The organism is Streptomyces sp. NPDC001135, assembly GCF_053598395.1.
The window spans coordinates 138,092-158,987 of the sequence record NZ_JBSFKD010000020.1; the positions used below are offsets into that span (position 1 = coordinate 138,092).

General features: G+C 72.5%; 20 protein-coding genes and 1 pseudogene. 6 read left to right on the forward strand and 15 right to left on the reverse strand.

The features are described 5' to 3' along the window. Positions 1-32 precede the first annotated feature (32 nt). The 3 genes from ACWC94_RS24175 to ACWC94_RS24185 form a co-directional block, all read right to left on the reverse strand. Positions 33-1,247, reverse strand: coding sequence for an acyl-CoA dehydrogenase (locus ACWC94_RS24175; RefSeq protein WP_450798983.1), 1,215 nt, complete (start codon positions 1,245-1,247; stop codon positions 33-35). Positions 1,248-1,253: 6 nt separating this feature from the next. Beyond that, positions 1,254-2,276, reverse strand: a complete 1,023-nt coding sequence (locus ACWC94_RS24180) for a phosphotransferase family protein (protein WP_450798985.1) — start codon at positions 2,274-2,276, stop codon at positions 1,254-1,256. 170 nt (positions 2,277-2,446) lie between these two features. Continuing rightward, positions 2,447-2,746 carry a hypothetical protein gene (locus ACWC94_RS24185; protein WP_450798986.1) on the reverse strand — a complete coding sequence of 100 codons (300 nt, stop codon included), beginning with the start codon at positions 2,744-2,746 and terminating at the stop codon, positions 2,447-2,449. Positions 2,747-2,860: 114 nt separating this feature from the next. Here ACWC94_RS24185 and ACWC94_RS24190 point away from each other — a divergent pair, with 114 nt between their 5' ends. Beyond that, positions 2,861-3,808 carry an NADP-dependent oxidoreductase gene (locus tag ACWC94_RS24190; protein WP_450798987.1) on the forward strand — a complete coding sequence of 316 codons (948 nt, stop codon included), beginning with the start codon at positions 2,861-2,863 and terminating at the stop codon, positions 3,806-3,808. A gap of 133 nt (positions 3,809-3,941) precedes the next feature. Here ACWC94_RS24190 and ACWC94_RS24195 read toward each other — a convergent pair whose 3' ends face one another. The 4 genes from ACWC94_RS24195 to ACWC94_RS24210 form a co-directional block, all read right to left on the reverse strand. After that, a complete protein-coding gene (locus ACWC94_RS24195; protein WP_450798989.1) occupies positions 3,942-4,277 on the reverse strand; it encodes a DUF202 domain-containing protein in 336 nt (111 codons plus the stop codon). Next, the gene (locus ACWC94_RS24200) at positions 4,265-4,657 is read right to left on the reverse strand and encodes a YidH family protein (protein WP_450798991.1); all 393 of its coding nucleotides are present in this window, start codon (positions 4,655-4,657) and stop codon (positions 4,265-4,267) included. Before ACWC94_RS24200 ends, ACWC94_RS24195 begins: the two co-directional genes overlap by 13 nt. Positions 4,658-4,678: 21 nt before the next feature. Then, positions 4,679-5,194, reverse strand: coding sequence for an NUDIX hydrolase (locus tag ACWC94_RS24205; protein WP_450798992.1), 516 nt, complete (start codon positions 5,192-5,194; stop codon positions 4,679-4,681). 69 nt (positions 5,195-5,263) lie between these two features. Then, on the reverse strand, positions 5,264-6,160 hold the full coding sequence (locus ACWC94_RS24210) for a DMT family transporter (RefSeq protein WP_450798993.1): 897 nt from the start codon (positions 6,158-6,160) through the stop codon (positions 5,264-5,266). A 329-nt stretch (positions 6,161-6,489) separates the two neighbouring features. On the opposite strand from ACWC94_RS24210, the gene ACWC94_RS24215 reads away from it, so the two are divergent. From ACWC94_RS24215 to ACWC94_RS24225, 3 genes are all read left to right on the forward strand, one after another. Further along, positions 6,490-7,467 (forward strand): hypothetical protein, encoded by a 978-nt coding sequence (locus ACWC94_RS24215; protein ID WP_450798994.1) that lies wholly within the window; start codon positions 6,490-6,492, stop codon positions 7,465-7,467. A gap of 109 nt (positions 7,468-7,576) precedes the next feature. Beyond that, complete coding sequence (locus tag ACWC94_RS24220) at positions 7,577-8,305, forward strand: molybdopterin-dependent oxidoreductase (RefSeq protein WP_450798995.1); 729 nt, start codon at positions 7,577-7,579, stop codon at positions 8,303-8,305. Continuing rightward, entirely contained in the window at positions 8,289-8,915 is a 627-nt protein-coding gene (locus ACWC94_RS24225) for a cytochrome b/b6 domain-containing protein (RefSeq protein ID WP_450798996.1), read from the forward strand. The genes ACWC94_RS24220 and ACWC94_RS24225 overlap by 17 nt, the downstream gene beginning before the upstream one ends. Positions 8,916-9,016: 101 nt before the next feature. Here the strand turns inward: ACWC94_RS24225 and ACWC94_RS24230 are convergent. From ACWC94_RS24230 to ACWC94_RS24240, 3 genes and pseudogenes are all read right to left on the reverse strand, one after another. Next, positions 9,017-9,291, reverse strand: a pseudogene (locus ACWC94_RS24230) (SDR family NAD(P)-dependent oxidoreductase); the annotation flags it as partial. A gap of 10 nt (positions 9,292-9,301) precedes the next feature. Then, positions 9,302-10,699 carry a GntP family permease gene (locus ACWC94_RS24235; protein ID WP_450798997.1) on the reverse strand — a complete coding sequence of 466 codons (1,398 nt, stop codon included), beginning with the start codon at positions 10,697-10,699 and terminating at the stop codon, positions 9,302-9,304. Positions 10,700-10,739: 40 nt separating this feature from the next. Then, positions 10,740-11,258, reverse strand: a complete 519-nt coding sequence (locus tag ACWC94_RS24240; RefSeq protein ID WP_450798998.1) for a gluconokinase — start codon at positions 11,256-11,258, stop codon at positions 10,740-10,742. A 141-nt stretch (positions 11,259-11,399) separates the two neighbouring features. On the opposite strand from ACWC94_RS24240, the gene ACWC94_RS24245 reads away from it, so the two are divergent. Further along, a complete protein-coding gene (locus tag ACWC94_RS24245; protein ID WP_450798999.1) occupies positions 11,400-12,101 on the forward strand; it encodes a FadR/GntR family transcriptional regulator in 702 nt (233 codons plus the stop codon). Here ACWC94_RS24245 and ACWC94_RS24250 read toward each other — a convergent pair. Then, positions 12,098-12,472 carry a YchJ family protein gene (locus ACWC94_RS24250; RefSeq protein ID WP_450799001.1) on the reverse strand — a complete coding sequence of 125 codons (375 nt, stop codon included), beginning with the start codon at positions 12,470-12,472 and terminating at the stop codon, positions 12,098-12,100. The two genes, ACWC94_RS24245 and ACWC94_RS24250, sit on opposite strands and share 4 nt — an antisense overlap. Before the next feature lie 86 nt (positions 12,473-12,558). Here ACWC94_RS24250 and ACWC94_RS24255 point away from each other — a divergent pair, with 86 nt between their 5' ends. After that, positions 12,559-12,876, forward strand: coding sequence for a dsRBD fold-containing protein (locus ACWC94_RS24255; RefSeq protein ID WP_450799002.1), 318 nt, complete (start codon positions 12,559-12,561; stop codon positions 12,874-12,876). A 6-nt stretch (positions 12,877-12,882) separates the two neighbouring features. Here the strand turns inward: ACWC94_RS24255 and polX are convergent, their stop codons facing one another. From polX to ACWC94_RS24275, 4 genes are all read right to left on the reverse strand, one after another. Continuing rightward, complete coding sequence (gene polX / locus ACWC94_RS24260; RefSeq protein ID WP_450799003.1) at positions 12,883-14,604, reverse strand: DNA polymerase/3'-5' exonuclease PolX; 1,722 nt, start codon at positions 14,602-14,604, stop codon at positions 12,883-12,885. A 9-nt stretch (positions 14,605-14,613) separates the two neighbouring features. Beyond that, complete coding sequence (locus ACWC94_RS24265; RefSeq protein WP_450799004.1) at positions 14,614-15,951, reverse strand: M1 family metallopeptidase; 1,338 nt, start codon at positions 15,949-15,951, stop codon at positions 14,614-14,616. Positions 15,952-16,018: 67 nt separating this feature from the next. After that, a complete protein-coding gene (locus ACWC94_RS24270; RefSeq protein ID WP_450799005.1) occupies positions 16,019-19,879 on the reverse strand; it encodes a Pls/PosA family non-ribosomal peptide synthetase in 3,861 nt (1,286 codons plus the stop codon). Positions 19,880-20,091: 212 nt separating this feature from the next. Further along, the gene (locus tag ACWC94_RS24275) at positions 20,092-20,733 is read right to left on the reverse strand and encodes a TetR/AcrR family transcriptional regulator (RefSeq protein ID WP_450799006.1); all 642 of its coding nucleotides are present in this window, start codon (positions 20,731-20,733) and stop codon (positions 20,092-20,094) included. Positions 20,734-20,896: the final 163 nt, after the last annotated feature.

Sequence of the window (20,896 nt, forward strand, 5' to 3'; positions counted from 1 at the left end):
CGCACCGGCGGCCGCCCCTTGGCTGTGCTCCCTTACAGGTACTTCTTCAGCTCCCGCCGCGCCAGCGACCGCTGGTGGACCTCGTCCGGGCCGTCGGCGAGCATCAGGGTGCGGGCGCTCGCGTACAGCTCGGCCAGCGGGAAGTCCTGGCTCACCCCGCCCGCGCCGTGCAGCTGGATGGCCCGGTCGAGGATGCCGACCACCGCACGCGGAGTGGCGATCTTGATGGCCTGGATCTCCGTGTGGGCACCCTTGTTGCCGACGGTGTCCATCAGCCAGGCCGTCTTCAGCACCAGCAGCCGTAGCTGCTCGACGGTGACCCGGGCGTCGGCGATCCAGTTCTGGACCACTCCCTGCTGGGCCAGCGGCTTGCCGAACGCGGTGCGCGAGACCGCCCGGCGGCACATCAGCTCGATCGCCCGCTCGGCCATGCCGATCAGCCGCATGCAGTGGTGGATGCGGCCCGGGCCGAGCCGGGCCTGGGCGATGGCGAAGCCGCCGCCCTCCTCGCCGATCAGGTTCGACACCGGCACGCGCGCGTGGTCGAAGACCACCTCGGCGTGGCCGCCGTGGGAGTGGTCCTCGTAGCCGAAGACCTGCATCGCCCGCTTGACGGTGACACCCGGCGTGTCGCGCGGCACCAGGACCATCGACTGCTGACGGCGGATGTCTGCGCCGTCCGGGTCCGTCTTGCCCATCACGATGAAGATCCTGCAGTCCGGGTTCATCGCGCCGGAGATGTACCACTTGCGGCCGGTGATGACGTACTCGTCGCCGTCCCGCTGGATGTGCGTGGTGATGTTGGTGGCGTCCGAGGAGGCCACCTCCGGCTCGGTCATCGCGAACGCCGAGCGGATCTCACCGGCCAGCAGCGGCTCCAGCCACTGCTTCTTCTGCTGCTCGTTGCCGAACTGCGCCAGCACCTCCATGTTCCCGGTGTCGGGCGCGGCGCAGTTCGTCGCGGTGGGCGCGAGATGCGGGGAGCGGCCGGTGATCTCGGCGAGCGGCGCGTACTGGAGGTTCGTCAGCCCGGCGCCGTACTCGGCGTCGGGCAGGAAGAGGTTCCACAGGCCCTGCCGGCGTGCCTCGGCCTTCAGTTCCCCGACCACGGCCGGGGTGTCCCACGGGGAGGCCAGCGCGGCCCGCTGTTCCTCCGCCACCGCCTCCGCCGGGTACACGTACTCGTCCATGAAGGCCAGGAGTGCGGCCCGGAGTTCCTCGGTGCGCGCGTCGAACGCGAAGTCCATGGCGGGTCAGCCTTCCTGAAGAGTGGTCAGTCCGTGGTCGATGAAGACGGGCACGAGATCGCCGATCCGGTCGAAGCCGCGGCCGACCGTCTGGCCCAGCGTGTACCGGTAGTGGATGCCCTCCAGGATCACGGCGAGCTTGAACCAGGCGAACGCCGTGTACCAGGAGACGGCCGACACGTCCCGGCCCGAGCGCTCGGCGTACCGCTCGACCAGCTCCCCCGGGGAGGGGTGCCCCGGGGCGCCGGCGGTCGTCGACACGGGGGAGTCGGGCAGGCCGAGCGGCTGGCTGTACATCACCAGCAGGCCCAGGTCGGTGAGCGGGTCGCCGAGGGTCGACATCTCCCAGTCGAGGATCGCCGTGATCCGGTCGTCCTGTCCGATCAGGACGTTGTCGAGCCGGTAGTCGCCGTGGACGACGGCCGGGGCGGGGGAGACGGGCAGGGACCGGCCGAGGGCCGCGTGCAGTTCGTCGATGCCGGCCAGCTCACGGTTGCGGGAGGCGTCCAGCTGCTTGCCCCAGCGGCGCAGCTGCCGGTCCAGGAAGCCCTCGGGCCGCCCGAAGTCCTCGAGGCCCACCTCGGCGGGGTCCACCGCGTGCAGCTCGACCAGGGTGTCCACCAGGGACAGCACCGCGTTCCGGGTGCGTCCGGCGCCCAGCGGGGCGAGCTGCTCGGCGGTGCGGTAGGGGGTGCCCTCGACGAACTCCATGACGTAGAACGGCGCCCCGAGCACCTCCTCGTCCTCGCACAGCAGCACCGGGCGCGGCACCGGCACGGAGGTCGGGTGCAGGGCGCTGATCACGCGGTGCTCGCGCTTCATGTCGTGCGCGGTGGCCAGGACATGGCCGAGCGGGGGCCGGCGGACGACCCACTTCGAGGTGCCGTCGGAGAGCGCGTAGGTGAGGTTCGACCGTCCGCCCTCGATCAGCCGGCCGGTCAGGGGGCCGGTCACCAGACCGGAGCGCTCGCGGTCGAGGAGGGCGCGCAGCCGGTCCAGGTCGAGTCCGGGCGGGTGGTCGGCGCTCATACATCACTCCTACGAACGGGTGAACATGACCCGACTCATGATGCCGACCGGTCGGTATGTCGTCCAGTGCGTCCGCCCAACAGGAGGTCAAACGTGACCGGTGCCACGATACGGCCGACGGCTCCCCGGCGTGCTGCCCGGGGAGCCGCCGGCCCTGGCGGTACGGCCGGTCAGTGGTCGTCCCAGTGGCCGTCGTGCTCGGCGTGCCGGTGACCGTCGTGCAGATAGTCGACGTGGTCGCCGTGCGGCACCTGGGCGTGCCCGCACTCGTCGTAGTGCACGTGCTCGTGGTCCGCGTGGACGGTGTGCCCGGCCGGCTCGCACTCGTCCCAGTGGCCCTCGTGTTCGCGGTGCAGATGTCCGTCGTGCGCGTAGTCCAGGTGGTCGCCGTGCGGCACGGCGTCGTGCCCGCAGCCCGGACCGTGGCTGTGCGTGCTGTGCTCGGTGTGTTCCTGATGGAGGGTGGTCATGGTGCTCGCCTTCAGGGGTACGGGGGTATGGCGACGGACAGGCTACGCGCGCGAACGGTGCATATCGGTGCATACCGGTTGCGTGGCGTACGAGTACCCCGGAGGGTCTAGGGCATGAAGGGCATCAGTTACAGCCACTACGGCGGACCCGAGGTGCTGGAGTACGGCGAGGTGCGCGACCCGAAGGTCGGCCCCGACCAGGTGCTGGTCAAGGTGCGTGCGGCGGCCGTCAATCCGGTCGACTGGAAGTGCCGCGAGGGCCATCTCGACGCGTTCCTCGACGCCGTGTTCCCGGTCGTCCCGGGCTGGGACGTCAGCGGGGTGGTCGTCCAGCCCGGCGCCGCCGTCACGGAGTTCGCCGTCGGCGACGAGGTCATCGGCTACTGCCGCGAGGACTTCCTCTCCCGCGGCACCTTCGCCGAGTACGTCGCCGCGCCCGTGCGCACACTGGCCCGCAAGCCGCGCAACCTGTCCTTCGCGGAGGCCGCCGGACTCCCGCTCGCCGGGCTCACCGCCTACCAGGTGCTCGTCAAGGCACTGGAGGTCGAACGCGGCGAGACCGTGCTGGTGCACGCGGCGGCCGGCGGGGTCGGCTCCCTCGCCGTCCAGATCGCCGCCCACCTCGGCGCCCGCGTCATCGGCACGGCGAGCGAGCGCAACCACGACTACGTGCGCGGTCTCGGCGGCGAGCCGGTGACGTACGGCGAGGGCCTGGCCGAACGGGTGCGTGGGCTCGCCCCGGACGGCGTGGACGCGGCCTTCGACACCATCGGCGGCGACACCCTGAAGACCTCGGCCGGCCTGCTCGCCCCGGAGGGCCGGCTGGCCTCGATCGCCGACCCGGAGGTGGTCGGCCACGGCGGCCGTTACTGCTTCGTCCGCCCCGACGCCGAGGACCTCGCCGAACTGGCCCGGCTGGCGGAGGCCGGGGCGGTGTCCGTGCACGTCCAGGAGACCTTCCCGCTGGAGCGGGCCGCGGACGCGCACCGGCTGAACCAGGAGGGCCGCACCCGGGGAAAGATCGTGGTCACGGTGGACTGGGAGAGCGAGGAAACCCCCTAGGCCCCGTCGTCGAACGCCCGTCGTCGCCCGGAGGGCGGCCCTGCGGCGTCGGGTGGGCTGTGGCGGCTTTCGCCCGGTGCGGCGAGGGTGCGTGCGTGGCACCCCGGGGCAGGTGGGGGTGTGACGGCGGGGCCTAGGCGACGAGTACGGCGGCGCAGACCGCCAGCGCCACCGCGTAGAGCACCGCCGCCGTCGCATGCCGGGGGGCGAGCGCGGGCGGCCGGGGTCCACGGGCCAGGGCGCGGATGCGGAGGTGGGCCACGCGGAGGAAGCCCAGCCACAGGGCGCAGCAGACCGCGCACGCGACGAACCCGCCGGCCGAGGGGCCGCCGTGCAGCGCGGCCCGCACGGCGAGTACGGCGGCCACGGCGGCGGACAGGGTGGTACGGCGCCAGGCCAGCCGGGTGCGCTCGGGCTGCAGTCCGGGATCCCGGCCCCCGGGGCCCGCCGCGGTGCTCACCCCTCCCATCCGACCAGGACCACCACGACCATCGCCACGGCCACCACCGCGACGACCAGGCTCAGCAGCGCCGGGAACCGGGAGGCGGGCAGGTCCTCGCCGCGCCGTATCGCCCGCTCGCAGCGCACCCAGTGGTTCACCGCGCGCAGCGAGCACAGCACACCGGCCCCGAGCAGCGCGAGCGCGAGACCGACCCGCCACGCCCAGCGCAGGTCCGGCAGGAACTGGTCCACCGCGAATCCGCCGCCGATCAGCGCGAGGGCCGTGCGCAGCCAGGCGAGGAAGGTGCGCTCGTTGGCCAGCGAGAACCGGTAGTCGGGCGTGCCGCCCTCGTCGCGCACCTGCTCGGGCGCGAACCACAGCCGGATGTTCCGTACGAATTCGCTCACACGGCCGACCCTACCGGCGCCTCAGCCGCTGTTCCGGAACACCTTCAGCCGCTCGTACGCCGCCAGCCCGTCCGGCACCCACTCCCACGCGCCGAGCCGCCGCTCGACCTCCTCCTCGGTCAGGAAGCCGTGCCACTGGACCTCTTCCGCCTGGGGGTTCACGGGCAGCTCGCAGCGCACCTCGTACACCGCCGACCACCAGCCGTTCCCGGCCCCGTCCTCGTACAGGAACTTGAACAGGAAGGCCGGCTGCGGCAGCCCCCGCACTCCCAGTTCCTCCTCGGCCTCCCGCAGTGCCGCCTCGTCGTAGGACTCGCCCGACCCGACGACCCCGCCGACGAACATGTCGTACAGGGCCGGGAAGACCAGCTTGGTGGCCGTGCGCCGGTGCACGAAGAGCCGTCCGGCCGCGTCCCGGGCTTGGATGAACACACAGCGGTGGCGCAGCCCCTTCGCATACGCCTCGCCGCGCGGGTACTGGCCGATGACCTGGTCGTTCTCGTCGACGATGTCGAGGATTTCCTCTGCGGGGTTCATGGCTCCATCCAAGCGGGGTGCCCGGTGCCGGCCAAGCGGGGCTCGTGTCCCGTTCCCCGCAGGGCCCGCTCAGCGCCGCTGGAGGTCCCGCGTCGACGGCTCCGCGTCCGCCGTGCCGCACGGCATCGCCGGATGCAGCCCGAGCAGCATGATGCCGGCCACCACGGCCGCCAGCCCGGCCGCCTCCCAGGCCAGCGCCCCCGTGTCGGTGTGCAGCCGGTCGCCGAGGAAGCCGACGCCGCACAGGATCCCGGCGAGCGGCTCGGCGGCGGTGAGGGCGGGCAGCGACATGCGCAGCGGGGCCGTCTCGAACGCGCTCTGCACCAGGACGAGCCCGGTGACCCCGCACGCCAGCACGCCGTACGGCTGCCAGCCGGTGAACAGCTCGGTCAGGCCGCCCTCGGAGAAACGGGTGCCGCTCACCCGGGTCAGCGCGTCCTGCACGCCGTACAGCAGCCCGGCGGCCGTGGCCAGCAGTACCGGGCCCCAGCTCAGCCGGGAACGCCTGCCGTACGTCGTGAGCACCAGGGCCGCGCCCACCATCGCGCCGATGATCAGCCAGTGCCGCAGCGGATCGGAGATGGCGCTGCCGGCCCGCGGCTCGCCCGCCATGATGAACGCGCTCACCCCGCCCGCGAGCAGCAGCAGTCCCGCCCAGCCCTGGCGGCCCAGGGGCTGCTTGGTCTGGTGCCGGGACAGGGCCAGCGCGAACAGCAGGTTGGTCGCGAGCAGCGGTTCGACCAGGGAGATCTCGCCCTCGCCGAGGGCGATCGCGCCGAGCACCATGCCGGCCACCATCAGACCGAGCCCGCCCAGCCAGCGCGGCACCCGCATCAGGTCGAGCAGCAGCCGGAACGACAGGTAGTCGCTGAGCGGCGCCTTCTCCGCGGCGTTCTGCTGGAGCACGAATCCGAAGCCCAGACAGCAGGCGGCACTCACGGCGAGAAGGAGAACCAGAACGGACACGCTGCGTACCTCGATCATCCGGCCGGACCACGGGTGCGTAGTGGCCGACTGTAGCGCTCCCGGGACTCCATGTACCCGGAAGGGCCTGGAACCGGGCGGTTGACTCGCCATGGTCCGGTGCCGGGCGGCCCTGCGCCATGGCGTACGCCACAGCGATCCACCAAGGAGCCCCGGGGTGCCCCGGCCCACCTGCGTGAAGTTCTTCAACTTCCCTGGGCGCCACGGTAGTTGAAGTGAGCAATAGCCTGGTTCCGCTTGACGCGATCCTTGGCTGCGGGTTTGCTGTGCGTGATCGGTCGATGGCAGCCCGAGAAACAGGAAGTCCCGCGGTGCCCCCTCTCCCACCCGTGCTCGGCGCTCGCCGTACCCACTCGGACCAGTCCGGTGACACCGCCCCGGACGGCTCCGCCACCCTCGACGACGCCCTCGACGACACCGAGCTGTGCGCCGCGCGCGCCGCCCTGGCCCAGGGCAGGCGTCAGGCCGCCCGCTCCCTGCTGCTGCACACGGGTGACGACTGGGACCGCCGTGGTCACCGCCTGACCGTGCTCGCCCAGGAGCCCTGCGCCGTGGCCCGGGCCGGTGACTGGCTGCACGCCGAACCGGGCTCCGCCGACGCCGCCGCGCTGTACGCCCTCGCCCAGGTCCGGCGCGCCCTGCGCGGCGAGGAGGATCCCGACCGGGCCCGCGAGGCCTGCGCCGAGGCCGCCGCACTCGCCCCCGCCGATCCCACGCCCTGGCTGGGGTTACTCCAGCTGGCCCGCACCCTCGGCCCGGAGCACGAGGTGCTCGGCGTCTTCGCCGAGCTGCGCCGCCGCCACGCCGAACACCACCACGCCCACCATCTGCTCCTGGCCCGCCTGGCCGAACGGCCCTCCGGCGGCCGGGCGGCCGAGGACCACGAGGTGTACGACTTCGCCGAGCTGGCCGCCGCCGAGGCCCCGGCCGACTCCCCGCTCGCCGTCCTGCCGGTCGTCGCCCTCGCCGAGCGCTACCGGGTGCTCGTCGCCGCCGGCCTGGCCCCCGCCGACCCCGCCGCCTGTGGCCACTGGTCCGGCCCGCGGGCCCGCCGGATCCTGCGCGCCGGTTTCGACTGGTGGCTGGAGTGGGAGCACGACGAACACCCCCGCCGTCACATCGACCTCAACCACCTCGCCTTCGCCCTGTCCTGCGCCGGCCGCCCGGCCGAGGCGGCGGCCCTCTTCCAGCGCATCGGCCGGCATGCCACCCCGGCCCCCTGGTCCCTCGTGCACAGCGACCCCCTGGCGGCCTTCCGGACGGCCCGCGCCCGCGCACTGGGGCACTGAGGGACTGAGTCGTACGGCTTTCTGAGACGTACGTAAGAAGTGATTACGGAAGTCTGACCACTGCCCCCGTTCCCTGGCCCGGCAAGGCCCCGAGTGCTCGAATGAAAACGTGAACCCTGAACAGTCCGAGGAACAGCACGGCACACCCGTCGGCCGCCGCGTCTTCCTCGGCACCCTCGGCCTGGGCGCGCTCGGCGTCGTCGCCGCGCCTACGCTGCAACGCGGCCTGGAGGGCTTCCTCGGCGCCGTCGCCGGCAAGGACCCCACGGGCCTGACCGGTCTGCTGCCCAACGGCGGCGGCTTCCGCTACTACTCCGTCGCCGCCTCCGTGCCCCACAGGGACGCCGCGGACTACCAGCTGAAGGTCGACGGCCTGGTGGACCACCCGCGCACCTACACCCTCGCCGACCTGCGCGCCCTGCCGCAGACCCGGCTGGTCAAGGACGTCCAGTGCGTCACCGGCTGGCGGGTCCCGGGCACGCCCTTCGAGGGCGTACGCCTCTCCCACCTCCTGGACGCGGCCGGAGTCCGCTCCACCGCGAAGGCGATCCGCTTCACCTGCTTCGACGGCACCTACTCCGAGAGCCTCACCCTGGCCCAGGCCCGCCGCCCGGACGTCCTGGTCGCCCTGCGCATGCAGGACAAGGACATCTCCCACGACCACGGCGGCCCCGTCCGCCTCTACGTCGCCCCCATGTACTTCTACAAGTCGGCCAAGTGGCTCTCCGGGATCACGGTCACCGACCGGGTCGAACCCGGATACTGGGAGAACCTCGGCTACGACGTCGACGCCTGGGTCGGCCGGTCGAACGGACGGACCGATGAGCCTACGAGCTGACACCCCGGCCCCGCCCGAAGCCCGCATCCGCCGCTTCGGCCGGGCCCCGCGCTGGGTGCACCGCACGACGGCCGCGCTGATGGGCGTCTGCGTGGGCACGGCGGCCGTCCTCTACATCCCCCAGCTGGCGGTCATGGTCGGCCGTCGCGAACTGGTCGTCCGCATCCACGAGTGCGCCGGGCTCGCCCTGCCCGTGCCGGTGCTGCTCGGCCTCGCCTCCCGCGCCTTCCGCGCCGACCTGCGCTTCCTCAACCGCTTCGGCCCGCACGACCGGGTGTGGCTGTGGGCGGCGCTGAGCCGGGACAAGCGCCGCTCCTCGCGTCCGGCGGGCAAGTTCAACGCCGGCCAGAAGATCTACGCCGCGTGGATCGCCGGCGCCACGCTGGTCATGCTCGGCACCGGCCTGATGATGTGGTTCACCCATCTCACGCCCCTGATGTGGCGCACCTCGGCGACCTTCGTGCACGACTGGCTCGCACTGACCATCGGTGTGGTCCTGGCCGGCCACATCGGCATGGCCCTGGGCGACCCGGAAGCGAGGCGGGGCCTGCGGACGGGCACGGTGAGCAGGCAGTGGGCGGAACGGGAACACCCCTTGTGGCGCGGGTGAGCCCTCAGAACTCCAGCAGCACCTCGCAGGACCGCCCCCGGTCGGCGGCCGGCTCGAACGCGGCCCCGGCCGCCGCCACGGGCACCGGCGCCGCACCAACCGTTGTTCACCAGGATGTCGAGCGGGCCCACCCGCTCCTCGACGTCCGCGGTCCCGGCGGTCACGGCCGGGCCGTCGGTCACGTCGGACACCGCCGTGTGGGTCCGGCCGCCGGGCAGTCCGGACGCCGCCGCGGCCAGCCGATCGGGGTCGCGCCCGTTGCGGACCACCGTGCAGCCGGCCACGGCCAGGCCCCGGGCCGGCGCGTGGCCGACATCCCGGCCGGCGCCGGTGCCCAGGGCCGTACGGCCGTGACGTCGAAGAGCGGGTGAGCCGTCCCCGTGCCCCTAGAGGATCAGTGAGAGGAGCAGGACCAGGCCGCCGGCGACCACCGAGATGATCGTCTCCATGACCGACCAGGTCTTGATCGTCTGCCCCACACTCAGCCCGAAGTACTCTTTCACCAGCCAGAAACCGGCGTCGTTGACATGGCTGAAGAACAGCGAGCCGGCGCCGATCGCGAGGACCAGCAGGGCGGTGTGGGCCGTCGACATGTCGGCCGCGAGCGGTGCGACCAGACCCGCCGCCGAGACCGTCGCCACCGTCGCCGAACCCGTGGCCAGCCGGATCGCGACCGCGATCAGCCAGGCCAGCAGCAGCGCCGGTATCGACCAGTCCTTGGAGACGTCCAGGATCATCTGGCCGACGCCGGAGTCGATCAGCGTCTGCTTGAAGCCGCCGCCCGCGCCGACGATCAGCAGGATCCCCGCGATGGGCATCAGACCCTTCTCGACGGTCTGCTGGAGGCGCTCCTTGCCGAACCCCGCGGGCCGGCCCAGCGTGAAGAAGCCGACGATCACGGCGGTGAGCAGCGCGATCAGCGGGGAGCCGATGACGTCGAAGACCCGCTGGGTCTGGTCCGCCGGGTCGTCGACGACGATGTCCACCAGTGCCTTGGCCAGCATCAGCACCACCGGCAGCAGCACCGTCGCGAGGGTCGCGCCGAAGCCGGGGCGGCGCTCCAGCTCGTCCGAGGCGCGCTGCGGCAGCATCCGGTCGGGGACGGGGACGTCCACCCACCGGGCGGCGACCTTCGAGAACAGCGGACCGGCGACGATCACCGTCGGGACGGCGACCAGGATGCCGAGCGCCAGGGTCACACCCAGGTTGGCCTTGACCGCGTCGATCGCGACCAGCGGACCGGGGTGCGGCGGGATCAGGCCGTGCATCACGGACAGACCGGCCAGGGCCGGGATGCCGATGCGCATCACGGAGTAGTTCCCGCGCTTGGCGACCATCAGCACGACCGGGACCAGCAGCACGATGCCGACCTCGAAGAACAGCGGCAGACCGATCACGGAGGCGATCAGGACCATCGCCCAGGGCATCGCACGGCCCCCCGCCTTGGCGAGGATCGTGTCGACGATCTGGTCGGCGCCACCGGAGTCGGCGAGCAGCTTGCCCAGGATCGCCCCGAGCGCGATCAGGACACCCACGCCGGCGACGGTGGAGCCGAGCCCGGTGGTGAAGCTGGTGATGACCTTGTCGAGCGGCGCTCCGGCGACCGCCCCGAGCACCAGTGAGCCGATGGTCAGGGCCAGGAAGGCGTGGAGCTTGAACTTGGTGATGAGCAGGACGATCACGGCGATGCCCACGAGGACGGCCATGCCCAGCTGGGCGTGTCCGGCGGAGGTGATCGGCGGAGGTGCGTCCGCTGCCAGCATCTCGACGCTGAGTCTGGTCACGGGGGTTCCCTTGCGGTGACGGGGGGACGGGGGTGAGGTGTTACTCGGATGCGAGGGCAAGCGCGTCCAGGGCCCGCACGGCACGCTCGGTGATCTCCTGGGGGCTGCCGCTGACGTCCACGGCGACTCCCGCCTCGTCCGGTTCCAGCGGCTGCAGCGTGGCGAACTGGGAGTCCAGCAGCGCGGTCGGCATGAAGTGCCCCCGGCGCTGCGTCATCCGGTCCTCGATCAGCTTCCGGTCGCCCGTGAGGTGCACGAACACGATTCCGGGAGCGGCGGCCCTGAGCCGGTCGCGGTACGACCGCTTCAGCGCCGAGCTGCTGACCACCCCGCCCAGTCCGGCCCGCCCGTGCGCCCAGTGGCCGATGGCGTCCAGCCAGGGCCACCGGTCGGTGTCGTCGAGCGGGATGCCGGCCGACATCTTGTGGATGTTGGCCTGCGGGTGGAAGTCGTCGCCCTCGGCGTACGGGACGCCCAGCCGCGCGGCGAGCAGGGGACCGATCGTGGTCTTGCCCGTCCCCGCGACGCCCATCACGACGACCACCTGGGGGGTTCGCATGTACTGCCTCGCTGTCTTCCTCGACATCCGACGCCACGGCGGCGTCGCCACACTGAAACCCATTAGGTACGACTAATTCAAGAGACTGTGACATTTAAGTCTGACTTTTTGGGGGAGTGATCCACGCCGTACGCTGAGTGCATGACCACACCGGGCCGGGGCCTGCACGGCCATGTACTGGACACCCTCGGCCCCGCGATCACCGCGGGCGAGTACCCGCCGGGCAGCGTGCTGCGCACCGACGAACTCGCCCAGCACTTCGAGGTGTCACGTTCCGTGATGCGCGAGGCGGTCCGGGTCCTCGAGTCCATGCACCTGGTCGAGTCCCGCCGCAGGGTCGGCGTGACCGTCCGCCCGAAGGCCGAGTGGAACGTCTACGACCCGCAGGTCATCCGCTGGCGCCTCGCCGGCGCCGACCGCCCGCACCAGCTGCGCTCGCTGACCGTGCTGCGCTCGGCCGTCGAACCGGTCGCGGCCGGCCTCGCCGCACGGCACGCCACACCGGAGCAGTGCGCGCGGCTGACCGAGTGCGCGCTCGGCATGGTGGCCAACTCACGCGGCCACAAGCTGGAGGAGTACCTGGTCCACGACATCGCCTTCCACCGGGTCGTCCTCGCCGCCTCGGGCAACGAGATGTTCGCCCGGCTCGGCGACGTCGTCGCGGAGGTCCTCGCCGGCCGCACCCATCACGAGGTCATGTTCGAGGACCCCGACCCGGCGGCCGTCACCCTGCATGTGCAGGTGGCCGAGGCGGTCCGCGCGGGCGACGCGACCCGCGCCGAACAGCTGACCAGGGAGATCACCGTGGGCGCCCTCCAGGAACTGGACATCCTGGCGCCCTAGGCCAGGAAGTCCCCGTCCACGTACACCCACGCCCCGTCGACCCGCTCGAACCGGCTCCGCTCGTGCAGCGAACCGCCCCGGTAGGACGCCCGGAAGGTCACCGTGCCCGTGGTGTGGAAGGCGGACCCGTCGGTGGCGTCCAGGATCTCCAGGCCCGTCCACTTCGTCCGGGTGTCGAGGTCCAGCCGCTCGGGCCGGGTCCGCGGATGCCAGGTACGCAGCAGGTACCCCGCGTCGCCCTTCACGAACGCGCTGTACCGGGAGCGCATGAGCGACTCGGCGGTCGGCGCGGCGGAGGTCCCCGCGTGGAAGCGGCCACAGCAGGCGTCGTAGGGCTGGGGGAGTCCGCAGGGGCAGGTGCGCGAGGTCATGGGCCCTATTCTGCCCGTACCAGGGGAGGCGTCGGCGTGGGGCCGGGTGCACAGTGGAAGGGCAGCGCAGCCCAGGGAGGCGCACGATGACCCGACCGATGAGCAGCCATCCCCCGGCCATCAAGGAATGGCGGCTGAACCTGTACCTCTCCGAGCACGACCCGGACACCACCGCCCGGATCATCCTGGACACCGGCGACAACGTCCTGGAGAGCCATGCGGAGGCCCGCAGGAACCCGTACGACCCGGATGTGCCGGACATCGGCGACGAACTCGCCGCCGGCCGGGCGCTCATCGCCATGGGCCGGATGCTGCTGCGCGCCGCCGACGGGGACATCAAGGCGGTGGGAGCGGCCGACACGGAGGGCCCGTCGCCGCTGTGGATGGACCGGGAATGGGAGTGAGGCCCCTCACCGCCCCTTGCGCAGGAAGCGGCGCAGCCTCGTCAGCGGCCAGGTGTTGATCACGTCGTCCCGGGTGAGCCAGCCGCGCTGCGCGGTGCCCACCCCGTAGCGCAGCTGGTCCAGGTGCGGAATGGAGTGCGCGTCGGTGTTCACGGCGAACTTCACCCCGTGCTCCCTGGCCCGCAGGACGTCCTCGTCGCGCAGGTCGAGACGGTCCGGCTGGGCGTTGACCTCCAGCGCGGTGCCGGTGCGCGCGCACGCCGCGAACACCTCGTCCCAGTCGGCGTCGACGCCCGGCCGCTTGCCGATCAGCCGGGTCGTCGGGTGCCCGATGACGTTGACGTACGGGTTCTCGCAGGCCCGCACCAGCCGCCGGGTCATCGCCTCGCGGCCCAGGTCGAAGTGCGAGTGCAGGGAGGCCACGCACAGGTCGAAGCCGGCCAGGAACTCCGCCGGCCAGTCCACGTCACCGCCGGGATCGATGTTCAGCTCCGTGCCGTGCAGCAGCCGCATCCGGTGGTGGACGCCGTCCAGCTCCCTCAACCGCTGGCGCTGGGCGAGGATCTTCTCGTCGGTCATGCGCTGCATGTACAGGTTGGGCGCGTGGTCGGTGACCGCGTAGTACGCGTAACCGCGCTCGGCCGCCGCCGCCACCATCTCCTCCAGCGGGGCGAGTCCGTCCGTGAGGTCGGTGTGGGTGTGCAGGTCCCCGCGGATGTCCTTCTCGGTCACCACCTCGGGCAGCTCGCCGCGCAGGGCCGCCTCGACCTCCCCGCGGTCCTCCCGCAGCGTCGGCGCGATCCACGGCAGCCCGAGCCGGGCGTACACGTCCTCCTCGGTGCGGGAGGCCAGCGAGTCCCCGCTCTCCGCGTCGAACAGGCCGTACTCGGACAGCTTCAGGCCCCGGTGCACGGCGATGGTGCGGGTGCGGATGTTGTGCCCCTTGGAGCCGGTGAAGTACTGCATCGCGGCCCCCCACGACTCCGGCGGCACCACCCGCAGATCCACCTGGAGCCCCTTGGCGGTGCGCACCGATGTCTTCTTCGAACCCCGTGCGACGACCTCCGCGGTGGCCGGCAGCTCGCACAGCGCCGCCATGAACGGCTCCGACCGCTTAGCCGCGACCAGGACGTCCAGGTCGCCGACGGTCTCCCGCATCCGGCGCAGGGAACCGGCGTGGCCACAGCGCTTGCAGCCGGTCACCCCCGACAGCTCGGCGACGATCTGCTCGGCGGTGTCCAGGGCCAGGGACAGCGGCACCCGGGCGCCCGCCCGCTGCAGCAGCTCGATGCCGTGCCGGATGTTGTCCTGCGTCTTCTCGCCGAAGCCCTTCAGATCGGCGAGCGCGTCCGCCTCGATCGCCGCGGCCAGCTCGCTCACCGACGAGATGTGGAGGTCCTCGTAGAGCCGCAGCGCCTTCTTCGGGCCCAGGGTGGGGATCGTGATCAGCTCCCGGACCCCGGCGGGGATCTTCGCCCGGCGCTCCTCGACCACCGCCATCTTCCCGGTGCGCAGGTACTCGGCCACCTTGTCGGCGATCGACCGGCCCACGTTCGGGATCTCCCTGAGCCCGCTCTCGTCCAGCTTCGCGATGTCGGCCGGATACCCGCCGATGGCACGCGCCGCCTTCTCGTAGGCGCGCGCCTTGAAGGCGTCGCCTCCCGTGATCGCGATGAGGTCCGCGTACTCCTGGAGGAGTGCCTCGACCTCCTCATTGGGCCGGGCCACCCTTCAAGTCTAGGGAACCTCGCGGAGCACCGGCAGCGGCGGCAGCGCCGTCCCGTACACCCACGCCTCGAACAGTCCCTCCACCGGCTCGTCGGCGAACCGGGCCACGTGCGCGGTGAACGCCGCCGTCGTCACCGACCCGTTCCGGTGCAGCCGCACCCAGGCGCGCAGCATACGGAAGAACGCGTCGTCGCCCAGCGCGCAGCGCACCGCGTGCAGGGCCAGCCCGCCCCGCTCGTACAGCCGGTCGTCGAACATCGACGTGCGGCCCGGGTCCGCCAGCCGCAGGTCCTGCGGCAGCGTGGACAGCAACCGGTGGGCCGCGGCGGCCAGTTGCTGTGCGCTCCGGCCGCCCGAGCGCTCGGACCACAGCCATTCCGCGTACTTGGCGAAACCCTCGTTCAGCCAGATGTGCCGCCAGTCGGCGACGGACACGCTGTTGCCGAACCACTGGTGCGCCAGCTCGTGCGCCACCAGCCGTTCCGAACCCCGGGCCCCGTCCACATGGTTGGAGCCGAACAGCGACAACCCCTGCGCCTCGACCGGCACATCGAGTTCCTCCTCGGTCACCGCGACCGCGTAACCGTCGAACGGGTACGGCCCGAACAGCTCCTGGAACAGCTCCATCATCGCGGGCTGCCGCGCGAAGTCCCGGGAGAACTCGGGCAGCAGCCGCGCCGGGATGTGCCCGTGCTGCGGCACACCGCCCGGTCCCGGGTCGCCCAGCAGCACCGTCTGGAACCTGCCGATCGCCAGGCCGACGAGATAGCTGGACGTGGGCGCGGACTGCTCGTACACCCAGGTGGTCGTCGAGGCCTTCGCGGTGCGGGTCAGCAGGCGCCCGCCCGAGACCACCGCGTACGCGGACGGGGTGGTGACCGAGATCAGGTACGACGCCTTGTCGGCGGGCCGGTCGTTGCACGGGTACCAGGACGGCGCCCCGACCGGCTGGCTCGCCACCAGCGCCCCGTCCGCCAGCTCCTCGAAGCCGAGGCCGCCCCAGGGGCTGGACACCGGCCCCGGGTTGCCGGACCAGTGCACCTCCACGGTGAAGGCAGCCCCGGCCCGCACGGGCTTGGCCGGACGGATGCGCAGTCGCCCGCCCCGGTGCGTGTACTGCGGCTGCCGGCCGTCCACCCGCACCCGCCCGATCCTGAAGTCGGCCAGGTTGAGCTGGAATTCGGCGAGTGGCGCCGGACCGGCGATGGCGTTGATCCGAGCCGTGCCGGACAGCCGGTTCGGACCCGGGCGGTAGTCCAGCGCGAGTTCGTAGCGGTGCACCCGGTAACGGGCATCACCGTTGTCCGGGAAGTACGGATCCGGACCGGCCGACTGCTGAACTGCCACTGCTGTGTCCGCTCCCTGCGCTGTGCCACTGCGGGTGCCCCGCCCACCGCACCCCGGCGGCCCGCGTTCAGGGACGCCATGCCTCGATCGGGTTGCCGAGCCAGCGGGTGTCGTCCGGGACGGACTCCGCGGCCATGACGAGCGACGCGGGACCCAGGGTCGTACGGGCCCCGACCGTGCTGCCGGGCAGCACGATCCCGCCAGGGCCCAGCGTGGCGCCCGTGCGGAGGACCACAGTATCCGTCCGCAAGATCCGGTCGTGGAAGAGGTGGGTCTGCAGCACACAGCCCCGGTTCACCGTGGCGGCGTCCTCCAGGGTCACCAGGTCCGCCTCCGGCAGCCAGTAGCTCTCCACCCACACCCCCCGGCCGATGCGCGCGCCGAGCCCGCGCAGCCACGCCGTCATCACCGGCGTCCCCGGCACGGCCCCGGCCAGCCACGGCACCGCCAGCACCTCGACGAACGTGTCCGCCAGCTCGTCCCGCCACACGAACGAACTCCACAGCGGATGCTCCCCGGCCCGGTGCCGCCCCACCAGCAGCCACTTCGCGGCGACGGAGACGACCGCCGCGACGACCCCCGCCCCGAGCAGCACCGCTCCCGACAGGGCCCACGCCCACGGGCCCAGCGCACACAGCGCCGCCACCGTCAGCACGGCCAGCGCCGCACTGCACAGCACCGGCACGATGCGGCACAGCTCCACCAGCCCGCGCGCCCACAGCAGCCGGGCGGGCGGCTCGTACGTACGGCTCTGATCCCCGCCGGCGGCACTGCGCGGCAGCTTCACCGGCGGCAGCCCCAGGTACGAGGTGCCCTTCTTCGCCTTCTTCGGCGTCGCCGACAGCACGCCGACCAGGCCGCCGTCCGGCACGCAGCGTCCCGGCGCGGTCATCCCGGAGTTCCCCAGGAAGGCCCGCCGCCCGATCTGCGCACGCCCGATCCGCACCCAGCCGCCACCCAGCTCGTATGGCGCCGTCAGCGTGTCGTCGGCGAGGAACGCCCCGTCGCCGACCGTGGTCAGGCTCGGCAGCGCGAGCACGGTCGACACCTCGGCGCCCCGCCCGATCCGCATCCCCAGCAGCCGCAGCCACACCGGCGTGACCAGCCCCGCGTACAGCGGGAACAGCGTCTCGCGGGACCGGTCCATCAGCTGCGTCACGGTCCACGCCTGCCAGCCGACCCGGCTGTGCGTCGGATGCGTCCCCTCGCGCAGCCCCGCACTCAGCAGCCGCACCCCGGCCAGGATCAGCAGCGCGTACGCCAGCCCGTACGCGAGCGTGGCCGGGACCAGCGCCTGCGCGGCCCCGCGCAGCGCCTGGACGAGCGAGCTGCCCGGCGTCACGAAGACCCCGGCGACCAGCAGCGCGGCCACGCCCGCGAGCAGCGGCAGGGCGCCGAGCCCGAAGCCCGCCACGCCGTACATCACCCGCCAGAACGTGCCGCGCCGCGGCCGCTCCGCGGGCCAGTTGCGCTTGGCCTTGCCCAGCTTCACCGCGGGCGCGCCCGCCCACCGCTGACCGGTCGGGATCTGCCCGCCGACCGCCGAACCGGGGGCCACCTCGGCCCGCTTGCCGACGCGGGCGCCCGGGAAGAGCACGCTGCGGGTGCCGACGGTGGCGTGCGCGCCGACCTTCACCGGGCCGATCTCCAGCCGGTCGCCGTCCAGCCAGTACCCGGACAGGTCCACCTCGGACTCGACGGCCGCACCGCGGCCCAGCCTGAGCATGCCGGTGACCGGCGGCAGCGAGTGCAGGTCCACCTCGGGCCCGACCTTGGCGCCCAGCACCCGCGCGTACCGCTCCAGCCAGGATCCGGTGAGGGCGGTGGCCCCGCTGACCTCGGCCAGCCGTTCGGCGGTCCACAGCCGCAGATGCACGCTCCCGCCGCGCGGATACCGCCCGGGCGTCAGGCCCCGCAGCAACAGCCGCGCCCCGCCCGCCGCGAGCGCGATCCGGCCGGGCGGGGTGAAGAACAGCAGCGCGCCGGCCGCGAGCAACCACCAGGGGGCGGTCGGCAGCCAGGCGTAGGCGGGCAGCAGGTTTCCGAGAGCGGCCAGGACCAGCGTCCAGCGCAGCCCCAGCAGCGTGACCAGCGGGACGAGCAGCAGCAGCTGGACCGCCTGGGCGCGCACGGGAACCGGCGCGACCGTACGGGTCCTGCCGTCGTCCCGCGACGCGGCCTCCAGCCGCCGGGCCAGCTTGCGCAGGACGGGCTGCTGGTAGATGTCGAGGACGGCCGCGCTCGGGTAGCGGGTGCGCAGCCGGGTGGTGAGCTGCGCGGCGGCCAGACTGCCGCCGCCGATCGCGAAGAAGTCGTCAAAGGCACTGGTCACCGGGATACCGAGGACCTCCGCCCACTGCTCGGCGAGCCACGCCTCGGTGCCGTAGAGCTCGGCCTTCGGGGTCTCCACGCCTTCCAGGGGCCAGGGCAGGGCGTTCCGGTCCACCTTCCCGGAGGTACGGGTCGGCAGCTCGGCGACGGGCGCGAGCAGCGGCACCAGCGCGGCGGGCAGCTCGGCGCGCAGCCTCTCGACGGCGGCCGCCTGATCCCAGCCGTCCTGGGTGACGACATAACCGACGAGGAGCTGATTGCCGCTGCGGGCGGTGCGCACCGCGGCAGCGGCCCCGGCGACGCCCGGCAGGGCCTGCAGCGCGGCGTCCACCTCGCCCAGCTCGATCCGCCGACCGCCCAGCTTGATCTGCTCGTCGGCCCGCCCGAGGAAGACCAGCCCCTCGGGGTCGGCCCTGACCAGGTCACCGCTCCGATAGGCCCGCTCCCAGCCCAGCGAGCGAAGCGGCGCGTACTTCTCCGCGTCCTTCCCGGCGTCGAGATACCGCGCGAGCCCGACCCCGCCGATGACGAGCTGCCCGCTGGCGCCCATCGGCACCGGCTCCCCGGCCTCGTCGACGACGGCCAGTTCCCAGCCGTCGAGCGGCAGGCCGATGCGGACGGGCTCCTCGCCGGTCATCAGTGCCGCACAGGCCACGACGGTCGCCTCGGTCGGCCCGTACGTGTTCCACACCTCGCGCCCCTCGGTGACCAGCCGCTGCGCCAGCTCGGGCGGGCAGGCCTCGCCGCCGAAGATCAGCAGCCGTACGTCGTTCAGGGTCTCGGGCTCCCAGAGCGCGGCCAGCGTGGGCACGGTCGAGACGACGGTGATCTCCTGCTCCACCAGCCAGGGCCCGAGGTCGGCACCGCTCCTGACCTGCGACCGGGGCACGGGCACCAGACAGGCGCCGTACCGCCAGGCCAGCCACATCTCCTCGCAGGACGCGTCGAAGGCGACGGAGAGCCCCGCCATGACCCGGTCGCCGGGCCCGATCGGCTCCTCCGTGAGGAACAGGGCCGCCTCCGCGTCCACGAACGCGGCGGCGCCGCGGTGCGTGACGGCCACGCCCTTGGGCTTCCCGGTCGACCCGGAGGTGAAGATGATCCAGGCGTCGTCCCCCACGCCCGGGCGGGCGGCGGGGGAGCCGGGGACGCCCTGGACGGTGAGGCCGTGCCCGGCCCCGACGACGGCCCGCACCCCCGCCTCCCCGAACACCAGCCCGGCCCGCTCGTCCGGGTCCTCGGCGTCGACGGGAACGTAGGCGGCACCGACGGCGAGTACGGCGAGGATCGCGACGTACAGCTCGTTGGTGCCGGAGGGTACGCGCACCCCGACCCGGTCCCCGAGCCCGACCCCGGCGGCTGCCAGCCGCAACCGCAGCCGCTCCACCTCGCCGGCCAGCGCACGGTAGGTCAGACACGTCCTGCCGTCGTCGAGGGCGGGCTCGTCCGGGTGCGCCCGCACGGTCGCCTCGAAGACGTCGACCAGTGTGCGCGGTGGGGCGGCGGGCCCGGCGGAGAAACGCGCCCTGTCGCCGAACTGCGTGCGGATCTCTTCGTCGAGCAGGCCGAGAGCGCTGCTCTCGTCTATGGCTGCCATCGGGTCCTCACGTCGGGTCCGGCTGAGTGACACTGAGTAACAAGCCGGAAATATTAGTACGACGCTAGGGTCCGACCCTTCGTTCAGCCGCCCGGGACGGCCGTCCGGGTGACCTGGCCGCCCCTACCCCGGGCCGCTGACCTGCGGATCTTCAGGCCTGACGAGAGATGGCCCACACGCACGGTCAGCGACCGGACACCCAGGGGCAGCGGTCAGGGTGCTCTCAGGAGGTCTCCGACGGTGCGGCGCACCTTGGAGACGACGTCGTCGTCTCCAAGGCGCAGTGCCGTGTTCGCCGCGCACAGGGCGGAATCGATCTGGAAGACCGCGAGATCGACGTCGAGTTCCGCGATCTCATGGGCCGCGACGGCGTTCCGCAGCTCCTTCTCGATGGTGTCGAGCCATTCCTGCTGATGGCGGAACAGGGCGTCCCGGATCGCCCCGGGCCTGCTGTCGAACCGAGCGGTGTTGGCGACCCGGAAGCAGCCGCCTTCGAACAGCGGGGTCGTGGCGTACTCGATCCAGTGCTCGACCAGAGAACGCAGCCGTGCGACACCGGGGGCCGCCGCCCATGCCGGGCGGACGACCGCGTCGACGAACATGTCGCGCGCGTAGTCGATGGTCCCGAGCTGGAGCACTTCCTTGGACCCGAAGAGGGTCTGGATCCCCGCCTTGCTCATGCCGGTGTCGGTTGCGAGACGGCCGAAGCTCACGTCGTCCAGCCCGTCGAGGGAGGCGATGTCGACGGCGCGCCGCAGGACGACCTCACGCGCCCGCGCGCCTTTGAGCAGGCGCTTGTCGGTGATCGGCGCCCTGTCCGCACGCGTGACGAAGGCTCGCTCCTCAGTGCCCATACGGTCGATCGTACCTCTTGGGGGATCACCTTTGGCCTGCCCCGGAGGTACGGCAACGCAGTGGGGGGGCGCCCCCCCCCCCCGGGGGGGCCCACCCCCCAAAGCACTAGACGCGGGGGGGGGGAAAAACACCCCCCCCCAAAAACACAAACAAAACAAAAAA